This is a genomic window from Mycobacterium sp. 852014-52450_SCH5900713, from assembly GCF_001667075.1.
Taxonomy (GTDB): Bacteria; Actinomycetota; Actinomycetes; order Mycobacteriales; family Mycobacteriaceae; genus Mycobacterium.
The window spans coordinates 1-17,806 of record NZ_LZIL01000010.1; the positions used below are offsets into that span (position 1 = coordinate 1).

The 17,806-nt window shown below is 68.4% G+C and carries 16 protein-coding genes; 10 read left to right on the top strand and 6 right to left on the bottom strand.

Annotated elements, in window-relative coordinates; genetic code table 11:
• The first annotated feature begins 226 nt into the window (after positions 1–226).
• From A5773_RS03565 to A5773_RS03590, 6 genes are all read left to right on the top strand, one after another.
• A complete protein-coding gene (locus A5773_RS03565; protein WP_066949730.1) occupies positions 227–1,552 on the top strand; it encodes a CdaR family transcriptional regulator in 1,326 nt (441 codons plus the stop codon).
• Positions 1,553–1,692: 140 nt separating this feature from the next.
• Entirely contained in the window at positions 1,693–2,601 is a 909-nt protein-coding gene (locus tag A5773_RS03570; RefSeq protein WP_066949727.1) for an ACP S-malonyltransferase, read from the top strand.
• 81 nt (positions 2,602–2,682) lie between these two features.
• A complete protein-coding gene (acpM, locus tag A5773_RS03575; protein ID WP_066949723.1) occupies positions 2,683–3,027 on the top strand; it encodes a meromycolate extension acyl carrier protein AcpM in 345 nt (114 codons plus the stop codon).
• Positions 3,024–4,274, top strand: a complete 1,251-nt coding sequence (gene kasA / locus A5773_RS03580) for a 3-oxoacyl-ACP synthase KasA (protein ID WP_066949715.1) — start codon at positions 3,024–3,026, stop codon at positions 4,272–4,274. The genes acpM and kasA overlap by 4 nt, the downstream gene beginning before the upstream one ends.
• A 25-nt stretch (positions 4,275–4,299) precedes the next feature.
• Entirely contained in the window at positions 4,300–5,553 is a 1,254-nt protein-coding gene (kasB, locus tag A5773_RS03585; protein WP_066949712.1) for a 3-oxoacyl-ACP synthase KasB, read from the top strand.
• 47 nt (positions 5,554–5,600) lie between these two features.
• Complete coding sequence (locus A5773_RS03590; RefSeq protein WP_066949709.1) at positions 5,601–7,022, top strand: acyl-CoA carboxylase subunit beta; 1,422 nt, start codon at positions 5,601–5,603, stop codon at positions 7,020–7,022.
• A 98-nt stretch (positions 7,023–7,120) separates the two neighbouring features.
• Here the strand turns inward: A5773_RS03590 and A5773_RS03595 are convergent, their stop codons facing one another.
• The 3 genes from A5773_RS03595 to A5773_RS03605 all read right to left on the bottom strand — a co-directional run bounded on the left by A5773_RS03595 (position 7,121) and on the right by A5773_RS03605 (position 10,867).
• A complete protein-coding gene (locus A5773_RS03595; RefSeq protein ID WP_067789467.1) occupies positions 7,121–8,686 on the bottom strand; it encodes an FAD-dependent monooxygenase in 1,566 nt (521 codons plus the stop codon).
• A 64-nt stretch (positions 8,687–8,750) separates the two neighbouring features.
• Positions 8,751–10,295 (bottom strand): glycerol-3-phosphate dehydrogenase/oxidase, encoded by a 1,545-nt coding sequence (locus A5773_RS03600; RefSeq protein ID WP_067265246.1) that lies wholly within the window; start codon positions 10,293–10,295, stop codon positions 8,751–8,753.
• On the bottom strand, positions 10,292–10,867 hold the full coding sequence (locus A5773_RS03605) for a TetR/AcrR family transcriptional regulator (protein ID WP_066949698.1): 576 nt from the start codon (positions 10,865–10,867) through the stop codon (positions 10,292–10,294). Before A5773_RS03605 ends, A5773_RS03600 begins: the two co-directional genes overlap by 4 nt.
• Positions 10,868–10,914: 47 nt before the next feature.
• On the opposite strand from A5773_RS03605, the gene A5773_RS03610 reads away from it, so the two are divergent.
• On the top strand, positions 10,915–12,495 hold the full coding sequence (locus A5773_RS03610; RefSeq protein ID WP_369817310.1) for an FAD-binding oxidoreductase: 1,581 nt from the start codon (positions 10,915–10,917) through the stop codon (positions 12,493–12,495).
• The gene (locus A5773_RS03615) at positions 12,492–13,409 is read left to right on the top strand and encodes a diacylglycerol kinase (RefSeq protein ID WP_066949691.1); all 918 of its coding nucleotides are present in this window, start codon (positions 12,492–12,494) and stop codon (positions 13,407–13,409) included. Before A5773_RS03610 ends, A5773_RS03615 begins: the two co-directional genes overlap by 4 nt.
• Positions 13,410–13,484: 75 nt before the next feature.
• On the opposite strand, the gene A5773_RS03620 is transcribed toward A5773_RS03615, so the two are convergent.
• From A5773_RS03620 to A5773_RS03630, 3 genes are all read right to left on the bottom strand, one after another.
• The gene (locus A5773_RS03620; protein ID WP_066949688.1) at positions 13,485–13,997 is read right to left on the bottom strand and encodes a DUF3145 domain-containing protein; all 513 of its coding nucleotides are present in this window, start codon (positions 13,995–13,997) and stop codon (positions 13,485–13,487) included.
• 139 nt (positions 13,998–14,136) lie between these two features.
• Positions 14,137–14,955, bottom strand: coding sequence for a serine hydrolase (locus A5773_RS03625; protein ID WP_067789473.1), 819 nt, complete (start codon positions 14,953–14,955; stop codon positions 14,137–14,139).
• Complete coding sequence (locus A5773_RS03630) at positions 14,955–16,025, bottom strand: class I SAM-dependent methyltransferase (RefSeq protein ID WP_067789477.1); 1,071 nt, start codon at positions 16,023–16,025, stop codon at positions 14,955–14,957. The genes A5773_RS03625 and A5773_RS03630 overlap by 1 nt, the downstream gene beginning before the upstream one ends.
• 32 nt (positions 16,026–16,057) lie before the next feature.
• Between A5773_RS03630 and A5773_RS03635 the strand changes: the two genes are divergently transcribed.
• Both A5773_RS03635 and A5773_RS03640 read left to right on the top strand, forming a co-directional pair.
• The gene (locus A5773_RS03635; RefSeq protein ID WP_066949677.1) at positions 16,058–17,143 is read left to right on the top strand and encodes an S-(hydroxymethyl)mycothiol dehydrogenase; all 1,086 of its coding nucleotides are present in this window, start codon (positions 16,058–16,060) and stop codon (positions 17,141–17,143) included.
• Positions 17,143–17,766, top strand: a complete 624-nt coding sequence (locus A5773_RS03640) for an MBL fold metallo-hydrolase (RefSeq protein ID WP_067789480.1) — start codon at positions 17,143–17,145, stop codon at positions 17,764–17,766. The genes A5773_RS03635 and A5773_RS03640 overlap by 1 nt, the downstream gene beginning before the upstream one ends.
• Positions 17,767–17,806 lie beyond the last annotated feature (40 nt).

Here is a 17,806-nt window from a genome sequence, read left to right on the forward strand (position 1 = left end):
GTTTGGGTGGTGGGCGGGTATATGTTTAAAACAGACCGCCCCCCCTTGGGGGGGCGGGGGGCCGGCCAGCCCCACACGCCACCGCGGCCCACGCCCCCCACCGAGCGTCACGCCAGCGTGACGGTCGGCTCCGGACGCCACGCTGGCGTGACGCTCGGGCCAAAAAGCGCCGTTCACCCCCCGCCGCCTTGGCAGATATATCCAAAATGTGGCGTAGGTTTTAGGGGTGAATGACAACCCGTTCGCCGGCCCCTTCGCCAAGCAGCCCAGGTCGCCGCTCGAACTGCTCGACAGCGTGCCGGATTCCGTCCTGCGCCGGTTGAAGCAGCACTCCGGCCGGCTGGCCACCGAAGCCGTCTCGGTGATGCAGGACCGGTTGCCGTTCTTCGCCGACTTGGAAGCCTCCCAGCGGGCCAGCGTGGCGCTGGTGGTGCAGACGGCCATCAACAACTTCGTCGAGTGGATGCAGGACCCCCACAGCAACGTCAGCTACACCGCACAGGCCTTCGAGCTGGTGCCCCAGGACCTCGCCCGCCGGATCGCGTTGCGGCACAGCGTGGACATGGTGCGCGTCACCATGGAGTTCTTCGAAGAGGTGCTGCCGCTGGTGGCCCGCTCCGAGGAGCAGTTGACCGCCCTGACCGTGGGCGTGCTGAAGTACAGCCGCGACCTCGCCTTCACGTCCGCCTCGGCCTACGCGAACGCGGCCGAGGCGCGCGGCAGCTGGGACAGCCGGATGGAGGCCAGCGTCGTCGACGCGGTGGTCCGCGGCGACACCGGCCCCGAGCTGTTGTCCCGGGCCGCGGCGCTCAACTGGGACACCACCGCCCCCGCCACGGTCGTGGTCGGGGTCCCCGCGCCGGGCCCCGGCGGGTCGACCGGACCGGGCGACGACCAGCGGGCCAGTCAGCACGTCCGCGACATCGCCGGCCGGCACGGCCGCGCCGCCCTCACCGATGTGCACGGCACCTGGCTGGTCGCCGTCGTGTCGGGCCAACTGTCGCCCACCGACAAATTCCTCGGCGACCTACTGGACGCGTTCTCCGACGGCCCGGTGGTCATCGGTCCGACGGCGCCAATGCTGACCGCGGCCTACCACAGCGCCAGCGAGGCGATCTCCGGGATGAACGCCGTCGGTGGCTGGCGGGGGGCGCCGCGGCCCGTGCCGGCGCGCGAACTCCTGCCCGAACGTGCCCTGATGGGGGACGCCTCGGCGATCGTGGCGTTGCACACCGACGTCATGGGACCGTTGGCCGCGGCGGGCCCCACGCTCATCGAGACTCTCGACGCTTATTTAGATTGTGGCGGCGCCATTGAGGCATGTGCCAGAAAGTTGTTCGTTCATCCAAACACGGTCCGCTACCGGCTCAAGCGGATCACCGACTTCACCGGACGAGACCCCACGCAGCCCCGCGACGCATATGTGCTGCGAGTGGCGGCGACGGTCGGCCAGCTCAACTACCCCACAGCTCCCGCTAGCCTTGGCACCAACGCGATGCCTCCGGTTCCGCTGCCGGTCAGGGCGGCTATCGGGAGTCAATCCGAGGCGTAGTGACCCAGGCCACAGGTCGCGGCACGATATCGAACACGTAGCTTACGGAGCTATTTTGTGGGGACTACACAAAAACCTAAGACGAGGTTCATAATCTGTTACACCCGCCAAAACCGTTTCCACAGTGTTCTCTTAAACACGTGATTGCATTGCTTGCGCCCGGACAGGGTTCACAGACCGAGGGGATGCTCTCGCCGTGGCTCGACCTGCCGGGTGCCGCGGACCAGCTCGACCTGTGGTCGAAGGCCAGCGGCCTCGACCTGGTCCGGCTGGGTACCACCGCGTCGACCGAGGAGATCACCGACACCTCGGTCACTCAGCCCCTGGTCGTCGCGGCCACGCTGCTGGCCCACCAGGAGCTCACCAAGCGCGGCCTGCTTGCCGACGCGGACCTCATCGTGGCGGGTCACTCCGTCGGCGAGATCGCGGCCTACGCGATCGCCGGTGTGATGGCCGCCGATGACGCCGTCGCGCTGGCCGCCACCCGTGGCGCCGAAATGGCCAAGGCCTGCGCCATCGAGCCGACCGGCATGTCCGCGGTGCTCGGCGGTGACGAGGCCGAGGTGCTGACCCGTCTCGAGCAGCTCGACCTGTTCCCCGCCAACCGCAACGCCGTCGGCCAGATCGTCGCCGCCGGCCCGCTCACGGCGCTGGAGAAGCTGGCCGAGGACCCGCCGGCCAAGGCCCGGATCCGCGCCCTCGGGGTGGCCGGGGCGTTCCACACCAAGTACATGGCTCCGGCCCTCGACCGCTACGCCGCCGCGGCGGCCGCCGTCGCGACCGCCGAGCCCACCGCCACGCTGCTGTCCAACCGCGACGGGCAGCCCGTCGCCTCGGCGGCGGCGGCGATGGACGCGCTGGTCGCTCAACTCACCCAGCCGGTGCGCTGGGACCTGTGCACGGCAACCATGCGTGACCGGGAAATCACGGCGGCCGTGGAGTTCCCCCCTGCGGGCACTCTCACCGGCATCGCCAAACGCGAACTTCGGGGGGTTACGACCCGCGCCGTCAAAGCACCCGCAGACCTGGACGCACTGGCCGAACTCTAGAAGCCGCTTCCAGTACAACCACATACCGCTCTAAAGAACATTCTGTTCGATCAACTCAACACATTACGAAGGGAAGACGCTGTGGCCGTCACTCAAGAAGAAATCATTGCCGGTATCGCGGAGATCATCGAAGAGGTCACCGGTATCGAGCCGTCCGAGGTCACCCCGGAGAAGTCGTTCGTGGACGACCTGGACATCGACTCGCTGTCGATGGTCGAGATCGCGGTGCAGACCGAGGACAAGTACGGCGTGAAGATCCCGGACGAGGACCTCGCCGGTCTGCGTACCGTCGGTGACGTCGTCGCGTACATCCAGAAGCTCGAGGAAGAAGACCCCGAGGCCGCCGCAGCGCTGCGCGCCAAGCTGGAGTCCGAGAACCCCGACGCCGTTGCCAACGTCAAGGCGAGGCTGGAAGCGGACAAGTGAGCAAGCCTTCCACTGCCAATGGCGGTTACCCCAACGTTGTGGTAACCGCCGTCACGGCGACGACATCGATCGCGCCGGACATCGAGAGCACGTGGAAGGGTTTGTTAGCCGGCGAAAGCGGCATCCACGTTCTCGAGGACGAGTTCGTCACCAAGTGGGACCTGCCCGTCAAGATCGGTGGTCACCTCAAGGAGCCCATCGACGAGCACATGAGCAGGCTCGACTTGCGGCGGATGTCCTACGTCCAACGGTTGGCCAAGTTGCTGGGCACTCAGCTGTGGGAGTCCGCCGGCAGCCCGGAGGTCGACCCCGACCGGTTCTCGGTGGTGGTCGGCACCGGGCTCGGCGGCGCCGAGCGGATCGTGGAGACCTACGACCTGATGAACGAGGGCGGTCCCCGCAAGGTGTCGCCGCTCGCCGTTCAGATGATTATGCCCAACGGCGCCGCGGCGGTGGTGGGCCTGCAGCTCGGTGCCCGCGCCGGAGTGATCACCCCGGTGTCGGCCTGTTCGTCGGGCTCGGAGGCGATCGCCCACGCCTGGCGGCAGATCGTCATGGGTGACGCCGACTTCGCCGTCTGCGGCGGTGTCGAGGGACCCATCGAGGCGCTGCCCATCGCGGCGTTCTCCATGATGCGGGCCATGTCCACCCGCAACGATGAGCCCGAACGTGCCTCGCGGCCGTTCGACAAGGACCGCGACGGCTTCGTCTTCGGCGAGGCCGGGGCCATGATGATCATCGAGACCGAGGAGCACGCCAAGGCCCGCGGTGCCAAGCCGCTGGCCCGGTTGATGGGTGCCGGCATCACGTCGGACGCGTTCCACATGGTCGCTCCCGCGGCGGACGGCGTGCGCGCCGGACGGGCAATGCAACGGTCGCTCGAATTGGCGGGCTTGTCCCCCAAGGACATCGACCACGTCAACGCTCACGGGACGGCGACGCCGATCGGCGACACGGCCGAGGCCAACGCCATCCGGGTCGCCGGCTGCGAGCGAGCAGCGGTGTACGCGCCGAAGTCGGCGCTGGGCCACTCTATCGGCGCGGTCGGCGCGCTGGAATCTGTTCTCACGGTATTGAGCCTTCGGGACGGCGTGATACCGCCAACACTGAATTACGAAACCCCAGATCCCGAGATCGACCTTGATGTTGTTGCGGGCGAACCTCGCTACGGCGATTTCCGTTACGCGATCAACAACTCGTTCGGGTTCGGTGGCCACAATGTGGCGCTCGCCTTCGGGCGGTACTGAGCACAGAAGGAAGATCGCAAGACTCATGACAGAGCTGGTTACCGGGAAAGCGCTCCCGAACGTGGTCGTCACAGGCATCGCCATGACGACCGCAGTCGCATCGGATGCGGAGAACACCTGGAAGTTGTTGCTAGACGGCCAAAGTGGAATCCGCACCCTCGAGGACCCGTTCATCGAAGAGTTCGACCTGCCGGTCCGTATCGGCGGGCACCTCGTCGAGGAGTTCGACAGCCACCTGACGCGCATTGAGTTGCGTCGTCTGTCCTATCTGCAAAAGATGTCCACCGTGCTGGGCCGGCGGGTATGGGAGAACGCCGGTTCACCAGAGGTGGACACCAACCGGTTGATGGTGTGCATCGGCACCGGGATGGGCTCGACCGAGGAGCTCATCTGGGGTTATGACTCGCTGCGCGAGCGCGGCACCAAGGCGTTCAACCCGCTGGGCGTGCAGAAATACATGCCCAACGGCGCGGCCGCGACGGTTGGGCTGGAGCGGCATGCCAAGGCCGGGGTATGCGCCCCGGTGTCGGCATGTGCGTCGGGCGCCGAAGGTATCGCCCAGGCGTGGCGGCACATCGTGTTCGGCGAGGCCGACATCGCGATCTGCGGTGGTGTGGAAACCAAGATCGAGGCGGTGCCCATCGCGGCATTCGCCGCAATGCGCATCGTGTTGTCCACAACCAACGACGACCCGGCGGGCGCCTGCCGCCCGTTCGACCGCGACCGCAACGGGTTCGTGTTCGGTGAGGGTGGCGCGCTGATGGTGATCGAGACCGAGGAGCACGCCAAGGCCCGTGGCGCCAACATCCTGGCCCGGGTAATGGGGGCCAGCATCACCTCGGACGGCTTTCACATGGTGGCGCCGGACCCCGATGGGGCACGCGCCGGCCATGCGATCTCGCGGGCGATCCAGCTCGCGGGGCTCACTCCGGGCGATATCGACCACGTCAACGCCCATGCCACCGGTACCCAGGTCGGCGACGTGGCCGAGGCCAAGGCCATCAACAACGCCCTGGGCAGCCACAAGCCGGCGGTGTATGCGCCCAAGTCCGCGCTCGGCCACTCGGTGGGCGCCGTGGGTGCGGTCGAGTCGATCCTGACGGTGATGGCCCTGCGGGACCAGGTCGTTCCGCCGACGCTGAACCTCGAAAACCTCGACCCCGAGGTGGATCTGGACGTGGTGGCGGGCAAGCCGCGTCCGGGCAACTACCGGTACGCCATCAACAACTCGTTCGGATTCGGCGGGCACAACGTCGCGGTCGCCTTCGGGCGGTACTGATCACCGCTTCGTCACCAGACAGCACACCCGGAAAACAGGAGACTGCGATGACAATCATGGCCCCCGCGTCGGTCGGCGAGTCGCTCGACCCCAGGGACCCGTTGCTGCGTCTGAGCAACTTCTTCGACGAGGGCAGCGTCGAGCTGCTGCACGAGCGTGACCGCTCGGGTGTGCTTTCGGCGTCGGGCACCGTGAACGGTGTGCGGACCATCGCCTTCTGCACCGACGGGACCGTGATGGGCGGCGCCATGGGCGTCGAGGGCTGTGCCCACATCGTCAACGCCTATGACACCGCCATCGAGGAGCAGAGCCCGATCGTGGGCATCTGGCACTCCGGCGGGGCGCGCCTGGCCGAGGGCGTCAAGGCGTTGCACGCGGTCGGGACGGTGTTCGAGGCGATGATTCGCGCGTCCGGATATGTCCCGCAGATCTCGGTGGTCGTCGGTTTCGCCGCCGGCGGCGCGGCCTACGGTCCCGCGCTGACCGACGTCATCGTGATGGCGCCGGAAAGCCGGGTGTTCGTCACCGGGCCCGACGTGGTGCGGAGCGTCACCGGGGAGGACGTGGACATGGCGTCCCTCGGCGGCCCGGAGACCCACCACAAGAAGTCCGGCGTGTGCCACATCGTCGCCGACGACGAGCTCGACGCCTACGAGCGTGGCCGCCGCCTGGTCGGATTGTTCTGCCAGCAGGGCCATTTCGACCGCAGCAGGGCCGAGGCCGGTGACACCGATATCCACGCGCTGCTCCCCGAGTCGGCCCGGCGGGCCTACGACGTGCGTCCGATCGTGACCGCGATCCTGGACGACGAGACGCCGTTCGACGAGTTCCAGGCCAACTGGGCACCGTCGATGGTGATCGGGCTGGGCCGGTTGTCCGGCCGCACGGTGGGCGTCCTGGCGAACAACCCGTTGCGACTGGGTGGCTGCCTGAACTCCGAAAGCGCCGAGAAGGCAGCACGATTCGTGCGTCTGTGCGACGCGTTCGGCATCCCGCTGATCGTGGTCGTCGACGTTCCCGGCTACCTGCCCGGCGTCGACCAGGAGTGGGGCGGCGTGGTGCGCCGCGGCGCGAAGCTGCTGCACGCGTTCGGCGAGTGCACGGTTCCGCGCGTCACGCTGGTCACCCGAAAGACCTACGGCGGGGCCTACATTGCGATGAACTCCCGATCGCTCAACGCGACGAAGGTGTACGCCTGGCCGGACGCCGAGGTGGCCGTGATGGGTGCCAAGGCCGCCGTCGGCATCCTGCACAAGAAGAAGCTGGCCGCCGCGGCCGATGACGAGCGCGAAGCGCTGCACGACCAGTTGGCCGCCGAGCACGAGAAGATCGCCGGCGGTGTGGACAGCGCCATCGAGATCGGTGTGGTCGACGAGAAGATCGACCCGTCGCACACCCGCAGCAAGCTCACCGAGGCGCTGGCCCAGGCGCCGGCGCGCCGCGGTCGGCACAAGAACATCCCGCTGTAGGTCGAGAGCGGCCGCATCGGCCCCTTCAGCACCGCTCTCCGACCATTGGGTGGGCCACGAATTTGATATCACCTGTGCTATCAAATTCGGCAAGGTGGTTATGCCCCTCTGCGGCCCAGGATCGTGGTAAGCGCCCGGCGCAGTTCCTCTTCGGGGTTGTCAGGCAGCGCATCGGCACGCCAGCCGACGAAATCGTCCGGACGGATCAACAGCGCGCCTTCGGGAATGAGTCCGGTGACTGCCGACCACTCGTCGCTATGGAGGCGGTGCGCGGCCACCGGTACCGAAGCCGCAGCGGCACACCAGCGTTCGTCGCCGGTCAGCACGGTGAACCCGGGCCCAAGCAGGTCGAGCGTCGACACGCCGTCGCGCACCCACACGTGGGGAACCCGGGTGCCGGGCTGAGCGTGCAACTCCCCCACGAGCTGCACACCGCCCGAAACCGTCGCAGGCCCGTCGACGTTCACCACCGCCGCCGAGCGGTATTGATAACCGATGAGCAGTTCGAACATCGAGCACTCCTCGTCGGCCGGCAATTGTGGACCGTCCTCGCTCATGGGCAGCACGGCGAGCGTCGGGCCGGTCAGCGACTGCCGGGCGGCGAACTGCCCCACCGGGTGACGCTCGGCCTGGTAGGTATCCAGCAGTGCCGGCTCGGCGGTCCCGTCTAAAACGGCGGCCAGCTTCCAGGCCAGGTTGTGCGCACTCTGGATCGCGGTGTTGGCTCCCCCGGCCTTGAACGGCGGCATGGTGTGCGCCGAATCGCCGACGAGAAAGGCTCGGCCACAACGAAATTGGTCGGCCACCTGCTCGTAGGGTTGCCAGGCCGCGACCTCGATGACGTCGATGTCTATCGGCTCGCCGATCGCCTTGATGAGCACATCCCGGCAGCGTTGCGGCGTGAACTGCTCCGCCGACTCACCTTTGCCCGGGAAGTACGTGGTGATGAACATCCCCAAGTCGCCGTCGACCAGCAGAAAGATGCCGTCCACGTCAGCGTTCTTGACTTGCACGGCATCCCCGTCGGCCAACTGCGAGACGAACTTCTTCCAGGGCGCCCGGAAGTAGATGAACACGACGAAGATCGGTAACGCGCCATAACCGGACGTGCTGATGCCCAACCAGTTTCGGACCGGGCTGTGCACACCATCGGCGCCGACGAGGTAGTCGGCGCGGACAGTCTCGGACTTCCCGGTATCCCGGTCGCGGACCACCGCGGTGACGCCGGCCCCGTCCTGCTCGAACGACACCACTTCCGTCCCGTACCGCACCTCGCTTCCCCGCCGGCGCGTCTCGCCGAGCAGAATCGGCTCCAGCCTGCTCTGCGGGCAATACTGCGCGGCGGGCTCCGGGCTGAGCGCGTCGAGTCCCGCGAAGATCGCGTTGATGTCGATGGCCACGCGTTCCTCGGCGCTGTTGAGCGTGGGCCTGACCATCAGGGTCGAAACATGGTCGGCGACCGCATGTACCTCGTCGCCGAGCCCGAGGCCGCGCAGGATTTCCAGGCTCCGGAAGCTCAGGTTGCGGGCCTTGGGATAGATGAAAGTCTCGCGCCGCTTCTCCACCAGCAGCGAATGGGCCCCGTGTTTGGCCAGCAACGCGGAGGTGGCCAAGCCGGCGGCGCCGGCACCGACGATGAGCACGGGAACGCGAATGGTCGTCATCAGAGAAATGATAGTCGCTGTCATTCGGGATTTACAGTCATAATATGAATCCCGACGCGGCGCCCTAGCCGAACCGCGCCACGAACTCCTCCGCCACCGCCACCACGCGCTCGCGATCGGACTCGACCAATCCGATGCGCGTCCGCCGATCCACGATGTCCGAGACATCCAGCGCGCCCTCATGGGTGATCGCGTACTCGAATTCCGCCCGGGTGACGTCGATGCCCTCGGCCACCGGCTCAGTCGGGCGTTTGCAGCCGGCGGCGGCGACGACCTTGGCCGCCTCGGCGCCGTATCGCTGCAGCAGCGACGCCGGCAATCCGGCAACGGGGCTCGAGCCGGCCGACCCCGGGTTCGCGGGCGCGCCGATCAGCGGGAGGTTGTGGGTACGGCACTTCGTGGCGCGCAGGTGCCGCAGGCTGATCGCCCGATCCAGCACATCCTGTGCCATGTAACGGTATTCGGTCAGCTTGCCGCCGATCACGCTGATGATCCCGGATCCCGACTCCACGACGGCGTGCTCGCGCGAGACGTCGGCGGTGCGGCCCTCCCCGGTGTCGATCAACGGCCGCAGGCCCGCGTACGCACCGGTGACGTCGGCGGGGCCGAGCCCAACCCCCAACGCGGTGTTGACCGTCTCCAATAGGAACGCGACCTCGTCGGCCGACGGCGTCGGCACGTCCGGAATCGGCCCGGGCGCGGCTTCGTCGGTCAGCCCCAGGTAGACCCGGCCGAGCTGCTCGGGCATGGCGAACACGAACCGGTTGAGCTCACCGGGTATCGGAATCGTCAGCGCCGCAGTGGGATTGCCGAAGGCTTCGGCGTCGAACACCAGATGCGTGCCACGGCTGGGTCGCAGCCGCAACACGCCGTCGATCTCGGCCGCCCACACCCCGGCCGCGTTGATGACCGCCCCGGCCGAGACATCGAACGACTGCCCAGTGCGCTGGTCGGTCAGCCGCACCGAAGTGCCGGTGGCCTTCGACGCCGCCACGTAGGTCAGGATCCGCGCGCCGTGCTGCGCCGCGGTGCGCGCGACCGCGGTGACCAGCCGGGCGTCGTCGATCAGCTGCCCGTCGTAGGCCAGCAGGCCCCCGTCCAGGCCGTCACGCCGGACGGTGGGCGCCATCTGCACGACGCGCTCGGGCCCGACTCGGCGCGACCGCGGCAGCGTCGACGACGACGTGCCCGCAAGCATCCGCAGCGCGTCCCCCGCCAGGAATCCGGCGCGCACCACCGCGCGTTTGCCCCGGCCCATGGACGGCAGCAGCGGAACCAGTTGCGGCATCGCATGAACGAGATGAGGGGCGTTGCGGCTCATCAGGATTCCGCGTTCGATGGCGCTGCGCCGGGCGATCCCCACGTTGCCGGTCGCCAGGTAGCGCAGGCCGCCGTGCACCAACTTGGAACTCCAGCGGCTGGTGCCGAAGGCCAGATCATGCTTTTCCACCAGCGCCACCCGCAACCCGCGCGACGCGGCGTCCAAGGCGATGCCGGCACCGGTGATGCCGCCGCCGATCACGACGACGTCCAGCGGTTCGCCGTCGGCCAGCGCGCTCAGGTCGGCCGCGCGGCGGGCGGCGTTGAGCGCGGTGGGGTCGGGGATCACGACAGGTATCCGTTCAGCGAGTAGGCGAGTTCGCCGGCCAGCGTTTCGGCGTCCAGGAGCGGTTCGACGATCTGCGCGGACTGAATGGTCGACTGGGCGATCAGCAGCACCATGGTCGCCATCTGGACCGGGTCGCCGGCGCGCACGCTGCCATTGCGCTGGGCGACTCGCAGCCGGGCGGCGAGGGCGTCGATCAGCATGTGCTGGCTGGTCCCGAGGCGCTCGGTGATGTAGATCGGCGCGAGCTCGGAGTGCAAGACGGACATCACGAGGCGGTCGCGGCGCAGCAGGTCGGCCACCGTGACGATCTGTCGGACAAGCGATTCCCGGTCGTCACCGAGCAGCGGCGCGTCCCGCATCACCTCGGTGACGTGCCGGGTCAACAGCGCGGCCACGATCGACTGAGTGTCCGGCCAGCGGCGGTAGACCGTGGGCCTGCTGACGCCCGCGCGTCGAGCGATCTCGGCCAGGGTCACCCGGTCCACCCCGAAATCGACCACGCAGCTGGCTGCCGCCGCGAGGATGCGCTCTCCGGTGTCCACCGGCATGCGAGCGTTACTGATTGACAGCATGTGTAATACTGTAACGCATGACGCAACCCGAGGGCCTCCTCCCCCCGATGAAGTGGAACGCCTGGGGTGACCCCGCCGCGGCCAAGCCGCTCTCCGAGGGGATCCGGGCGCTGTTGAAACAGGCTGTGGGCGTGCAGGATTCCGGCGTCGCCGAGCTCGAACCCGATCAGGTGCGCGTGCGCCCGTCGGCGTTGTCGCAGGCGCATCGCGACGCACTGGCCGAGCTCGTCGGCGCCGCCTACTGCCGCACCGACGACCGGGATCGGCTGCTGCACGCCGGCGGCAAGTCCACGATCGACCTGCTGCGCCGCAAGGACGCGGGCGTGCAGGACGTGCCCGACGCCATCCTGCTGCCCGGCGACGAGGACGCCGTCGCCACGGTCCTGCGCTACTGCTCCCACCACCGCATCGCCGTCGTCCCGTTCGGCGGCGGCACCAGCGTGGTCGGCGGTTTGGATCCCGTACGCGGCGAGTTCCAAGCCGTCGTGTCCCTCGACCTGCGCCGCCTCGACCAACTGATCTCGCTCGACGACGTCTCGGGTCAGGCCGTGTTCGGGGCCGGCGTCACCGGACCGGATGCGGAACGCTTGCTTGGCGCTCAAGGCTTTTCACTCGGGCATTTCCCGCAGAGCTTCGAATACGCGACGATCGGCGGCTTCGCCGCGACGCGCTCGTCCGGGCAGGACTCGGCGGGCTACGGCCGGTTCAACGACATGGTGCGCGGCCTGCGCGTGGTCACCCCGGTGGGCACCCTGGACCTGGGCCACGCGCCCGAGTCCGCCGCCGGCCCCGACCTGCGTCAGCTGATGATCGGCTCGGAGGGCGCCTTCGGCATCATCACCCGGGTGCGGCTGCGGGTGCACCGCCTCCCGGAAGCCGTCCGCTACGAGGCGTGGTCCTTCCCGGACTTCGAGACCGGGGCCGCGGCCCTGCGCGCCGTCACGCAAACGGCCACCGGCTCAACCGTCATCCGGCTTTCCGACGAGGCCGAGACGGGAGTCAATCTGGCCACCACCGAGTCGATCGGCGAAAGCCAGATCACCGGCGGCTGTCTGGCGATCACGGTGTTCGAGGGCAGCAAGGAACACGTCGAGAGTCGGCACGCCGAAACCAGCGCCCTGCTGGCGGCGCAAGGCGGAACGTCGCTGGGCGAAGCGCCCGCGCGGGCCTGGGAGCACGGGCGGTTCGGCGCACCGTATCTGCGCGACTCGCTGCTGTCGGCCGGCGCACTCTGCGAGACGCTCGAGACCGCCACCGACTGGTCCAACATCCCCGCGCTCAAAGCCGCTGTGACGCAAGCGCTTACCGACGCGCTGGCCGAGACCGGCACACCGGCGCTGGTGATGTGCCACATTTCGCACGTGTACCCCACCGGAGCGTCGTTGTACTTCACCGTCGTCGCCGGCCAGCGCGGCAATCCGATCGAACAATGGAAGGCCGCGAAAAGGGCCGCGTGCGACGCGATCATGGCCACCGGCGGCACGATCACCCACCACCACGCGGTCGGCGCCGACCACCGCCCCTGGATGGCCGACGAGGTGGGCGAGCTGGGGGTGCAGGTCTTACGCGCGGTCAAGGCGACCCTGGACCCCGCTGGAATCCTCAACCCCGGCAAGCTGATTCCATGAATCGGCGCGAGATCGCGAAAGTGATCGCGCTGACCAATCCCGTCTCCGGGCACGGCGCCGCGATCCGGGCGGCGGAGCGCGCGATCGCGCGGCTGCACCACCACGGTGTCGAGGTGGTCGAGATCATCGGCGACGACGCGCAGGACGCGCGCTACCTGGTGAGCGCCGCACTGGATAAGGGCGTCGACGCGGTGATGGTGACCGGCGGTGACGGCGTCGTCTCCAACGCGCTGCAAGTGCTCGCGGGCACCGACGTTCCAATCGGCATCGTGGCGGCGGGGACGGGTAACGACCACGCCCGCGAATTCGGTCTGCCCACAAAGGATCCGGAAGCCGCCGCGGACATCATCGTCGACGGCTGCACGGAAACCATCGACCTGGGCCGGATCCGCGCCGAGAACGGGGCCGACAAGTGGTTCGGCACGGTGGCGGCCACCGGATTCGACTCCCTGGTGACCGACCGGGCCAACCGGATGACCTGGCCGGACGGGCGGTTGCGGTACTACCTCGCCATGCTCGCCGAGCTATCGCAGTTGCGGCTGTTGCCCTTTCGCATGGTCCTCGACGGGACGCGAGAGATCGATGCCGACATCACGCTGGCGGCCTTCGGCAATACCCGCAGCTATGGCGGCGGCATGCTGATCTGCCCCCACGCCGATCACACCGACGGTCTGCTCGATATCACCATGGTGCACTCGGCGTCCCGGACGAAGCTGGTCCGCCTCTTCCCCACCGTGATGAAAGGCACCCACGTCGACCTCGACGAGGTGAGCACCACGCGGGCCAAGTCCGTTCACGTCGAGTGCCCGGGCATCAACGTCTACGCCGACGGCGACTTCGCCTGCCCGCTGCCCGCCGAGATCAGCGCGGTTCCGGGCGCGCTGCGGATCCTGCGCCGAGCTGAGGACCAATAGCGGCTCGCCGAATTGATATCGCCTGCGCTATCAAATTCGAGGGTCGCCTATTGCCCTCCAGACGTCGAAACGCGCCTAGCCGACTCCCCGGCTGAGCCAGGTCACCTCGCCGACCTCGCCGCCGTCGCGGTACGACTCCAGGGCGTCGTCCCACGCCGTTCCCAGCACTGTGTCCAGCTCGGCGGCCAGGGTGTCGGCGCCCTGCGCCATCAGCGCGCGCAGCCGCATCTCCCCGACCATGACGTCGCCGTTGGCGCTCATCGCCCCGCTCCACAGGCCGAGCTGCGGGGTGTGGCTGAATCGCTGGCCGTCCACTCCGGGGCTGGGGTCCTCGGTGACCTCGAACCGCAGCACCGACCAGGAGCGCAAGGCGTTGGCCAGCCTGGCGCCGGTGCCGACCGGCCCGACCCAGTTGGTGACCGCGCGCAGCTGTCCGGGCATGGCCGGCTGCGGCGTCCAGGTGAGGTTCGCCTTCGCCCCAAGGGTCGACGACAACGCCCACTCGACATGCGGGCATACCGCTGCCGGCGAGGCGTGCACGTACACCACGCCAGTCGTCACGTCGGCGAATTGATTCGACGCACGCATATCCTGCTCCTTCGGTTCCGCGAGGGACGTCTTCCCCAACGACCTGGCGGACCTACAAGCAGGATCTGCTAACTATTTGTGTGTCGTGCGTGTCTATTGTGCCTTGTGATGCCCGTGTTGCGCTAGTGTGCATTTTCCATTAGCCATATTCGGCGATCACGGCGTCGGAAATCGCAGGCCAGGGCCGCAGCGCCCACTCCCCGAAATCGCGGTTCGTGAGGACCACCAGCGCCAGGTCACGTTCGGGATCCGCCCAGATGAAACCGCCCGCCTGCCCGAAATGGCCGTACGTTCGCGGCGAATTGCGGGCGCCGGTCCAGTGCGGCGATTTGGCGTCCCGGATCTCGAAACCCAGCCCCCAGTCGTTGGGTCGCTGCACACCGTAGCCGGGCAACACCCCGTCCAGACCGGGAAATTGCACCGCAGTCGCCTCGGCGTGCAGTTCGGCCGAGACGGTCGACGGTCGCAGCAGGTCGACGGCGAAAGCCGCCAGGTCCGCCACCGTGGACGTCGCCCCGAACCCGGCGGCCGGCGCGCCGCCGTCCAGCCGGGTGGCGGCCATGCCCAAGGGTTCGCAGACCGCTTCGGCCAGGTAGCGCCCGAACTCGATGCCGGATTCGCGCTCCACGACCTGGGCGAGCACGGTGAAGCCGTGGTTGGAGTAGATGCGCCGCGCCCCGGGGGCGGCCAGCACGTGATCGTTGTGCAGGGCCAGGCCCGACGCGTGCGCCAGCAGGTGGCGGATCGTGGCGCCCGGCGGGCCGGCGGCGGTGTCCAGGTCGACGACACCCTCTTCGACGGCCACGTGCACGGCGCGGGCCACCAGCGGCTTGGTCACCGAAGCAAGCTCGAACACCCGCTCGGTGTCGCCGTGGCCGGCCAGCACCCCATCGGGTCCGATCACCGCCGCGGCGGCCGCCTCGACCGGCCAATCAGCCAGCGCGTCGAGTGCCGCCATCACTTCCGGGCGATGTAGTAGTTGTTGATCGGGTCCGACTCGATCTCGGCCACCTGCACGTCGTCGAACCCGGCATCGCCCAGCATCGCGGTGGCCAGCTGTGTCCCCCAGGCGGTGCCCAGCCCGGCGCCGTCCAGCGCCAACGACACCGTCATGCAGTGCATCAGCGACGTGGTGTAGAGGTAGGTGCTCATCGGGATGCCGACGTTGTCCTCGAGCCGGCTCGACGCCTTGATGTCGGCCATCAGCAGCACGCCGCCGGGACGCAGGGCGCGGTGGATGTTCTCCAACACCCGCGCCGGGTGGGCCTGGTCGTGGATGGCGTCGAACACGGTGATCACGTCGTAGGCGTCCGACTTGTCCAGCTCCGCCAGGTTGTGGCTTTCGAAGGTCGCGTTCGACAGACCGAGGTCGGCCGCCTCGCGGGCGCCGACGGCGATCGCCTCGTCGGAGAAGTCGATTCCGGTGAAGCGGCTGGCCGGAAACGCCCGCGCCATCACGTTGACCGCGTGGCCGCTGCCGCAGCCGAAATCCGCCACGTCGGCTCCCGAGCGCAAGCGTTCGACGAGACCGTCGACCAGCGGCAGCACCACATCGACCAAAGCGTTGTCGTACACCACGCCGCTCTGCTCGGCCATCAGCGCGTGGAACCGGGGGAACTCGCCGTAGTGCAGGCCGCCGCCCTCGCGGAAGCAACCGATGATTTTCTGTTCGACTTCGGCGAGCTGCGGGACGAACAGGGCCACCAGGGCCAGGTTGTCCGGCCCGGCCGCCCGGGTCAGCACGCCCGCGCGGTGCGCGGGCAGCGAGTAGGTGGCGGAGTCGGGGTCGTAGTCGACGACGCGCCCGGTCGTCATGCCGGCCAGCCACTCGCGCACGTAGCGCTCGTTGAGGCCGGCCGCTTCGGCGATCTGCGCGCTGGTGGCGGAAGCCAGCCCCGCCATCGTGTCGAGCAGCCCGGTCTGGTGCCCGATGCTCAGCAGCAGCGTCAGGCTGGCGCCGTCGATGGCCGCCGCGATTCGTTCGCTGAATTCTTCGGACGTTTCGGAAGCGGTCTCGGCTGCCGTCATGCCCAGCGACGCTACACCGTAGGTTGGTGGCCATGAGTCAGACAGTGCGCGGCGTGATTTCACGAAAGAAGGGCGAACCCGTCGAGCTGGTGGACATCGTCGTCCCGGACCCCGGGCCCGGCGAGGCCCTGGTCGACATCATCGCCTGCGGGGTGTGCCACACGGACCTGACCTACCGCGAGGGCGGCATCAACGACGAGTACCCCTTCCTGCTCGGCCACGAGGCGGCCGGCCGGGTCGAGGCGGTCGGCCCCGGCGTGACCGCGGTCGAGCCAGGTGACTTCGTCATCCTGAACTGGCGCGCGGTCTGCGGCCAGTGCCGGGCCTGCAAGCGCGGCCGCCCGCACCTGTGCTTCGACACCTTCAACGCCGCGCAGAAGATGACGCTGACCGACGGCACGGAACTCACGCCCGCCCTGGGCATCGGGGCGTTCGCCGACAAGACGCTGGTGCACGCCGGCCAATGCACCAAGGTCGATCCCGCCGCCGACCCTGCTGTCGCGGGCCTGCTCGGCTGCGGGGTGATGGCCGGGATCGGCGCGGCGATCAACACCGGCGGTGTCACCCGCGACGACACCGTCGCGGTGATCGGCTGCGGCGGCGTCGGCGATGCCGCGATCGCCGGCGCCGCGCTGGTCGGGGCCCGGCGCATCATCGCCGTCGACACCGACGACACCAAGCTGGACTGGGCCCGCGAGTTCGGCGCCACCCACACCGTCAACGCCCGCCAGGCCGACGTCGTGGAGGCGATCCAGGACCTCACCGACGGGTTCGGGGTCAACGTCGCGATCGACGCCGTCGGCCGGCCCGAAACCTGGAAGCAGGCCTTCTATGCCCGCGACCTCGCGGGAACCGTTGTGCTGGTGGGTGTTCCGACGCCCGACATGAAGCTCGACATGCCGCTGATCGACTTCTTCAGCCACGGCGGGTCGCTGAAGTCGTCGTGGTACGGCGATTGCCTGCCCGAACGGGACTTCCCCACCCTGATCGACCTCTACCTCCAGGGCCGGCTGCCCCTGGAGAGGTTTGTCTCCGAGCGAATCGGGCTAGACGACGTCGAGGAGGCTTTTCACAAGATGCACGGAGGCAAGGTGTTACGTTCGGTGGTGGTGCTCTGATGGTGAACATCGAGCGGGTGGTCACCCACGGCACCTTCGAACTCGACGGCGGCAGTTGGGAAGTCGACAACAACATCTGGCTGATCGGCGACAACTCCAACGTGGTGGTGTTCGACGCCGCCCACGACGCGGGGCCGATCGTCGAGGCCGTGGATGGCCGCCATGTGGTCGCGGTGGTGTGCACGCACGGTCACAACGACCACGTGACGGTCGCGCCGGAACTCGGCAAGACGCTCGACGCGCCGGTGCTGCTGCATCCCGCCGACGAGGTGCTGTGGCGAATGACCCATCCGGACAACGAGTTTCGCCCGCTATCCGATGGCGAGACGCTGAGCGTCGGAGGGACCGAGCTACGGGCGCTACACACCCCGGGCCATTCCCCCGGATCGGTGTGTTGGTATTCGCATGACCTGGGCGTCGTGTTCAGCGGCGACACGCTGTTTGCCGGCGGCCCGGGCGCGACCGGCCGCTCGTATTCGGACTTCCCGACGATCCTGCAGTCCATCTCCGAGCGGCTGGGCAAGCTGCCCGGTGAGACGGTGGTGCACACCGGCCACGGCGACAGCACCACCATCGGCGACGAGATCGTCCACTACGAGGAGTGGGTGGCCCGCGGCGACTGAGCCGCGTCGGGCTCGTGCGGCCGTGCCCAGGCCCGTGCGG

Excerpts from the sequence above, each read along its gene's own strand:
- kasB (WP_066949712.1), top strand. The coding sequence starts at position 4,300 with ATGACAGAGCTGGTTACCGGGAAAGCGCTCCCGAACGTGGTCGTCACA.
- A5773_RS03590 (WP_066949709.1), top strand. The coding sequence starts at position 5,601 with ATGACAATCATGGCCCCCGCGTCGGTCGGCGAGTCGCTCGACCCCAGG.
- A5773_RS03595 (WP_067789467.1), bottom strand. The coding sequence starts at position 8,686 with ATGACGACCATTCGCGTTCCCGTGCTCATCGTCGGTGCCGGCGCCGCC.
- A5773_RS03605 (WP_066949698.1), bottom strand. The coding sequence starts at position 10,867 with ATGCTGTCAATCAGTAACGCTCGCATGCCGGTGGACACCGGAGAGCGC.
- A5773_RS03610 (WP_369817310.1), top strand. The coding sequence starts at position 10,915 with ATGAAGTGGAACGCCTGGGGTGACCCCGCCGCGGCCAAGCCGCTCTCC.
- A5773_RS03615 (WP_066949691.1), top strand. The coding sequence starts at position 12,492 with ATGAATCGGCGCGAGATCGCGAAAGTGATCGCGCTGACCAATCCCGTC.
- A5773_RS03620 (WP_066949688.1), bottom strand. The coding sequence starts at position 13,997 with ATGCGTGCGTCGAATCAATTCGCCGACGTGACGACTGGCGTGGTGTAC.
- A5773_RS03625 (WP_067789473.1), bottom strand. The coding sequence starts at position 14,955 with ATGGCGGCACTCGACGCGCTGGCTGATTGGCCGGTCGAGGCGGCCGCC.
- A5773_RS03630 (WP_067789477.1), bottom strand. The coding sequence starts at position 16,025 with ATGACGGCAGCCGAGACCGCTTCCGAAACGTCCGAAGAATTCAGCGAA.
- A5773_RS03635 (WP_066949677.1), top strand. The coding sequence starts at position 16,058 with ATGAGTCAGACAGTGCGCGGCGTGATTTCACGAAAGAAGGGCGAACCC.
- A5773_RS03640 (WP_067789480.1), top strand. The coding sequence starts at position 17,143 with ATGGTGAACATCGAGCGGGTGGTCACCCACGGCACCTTCGAACTCGAC.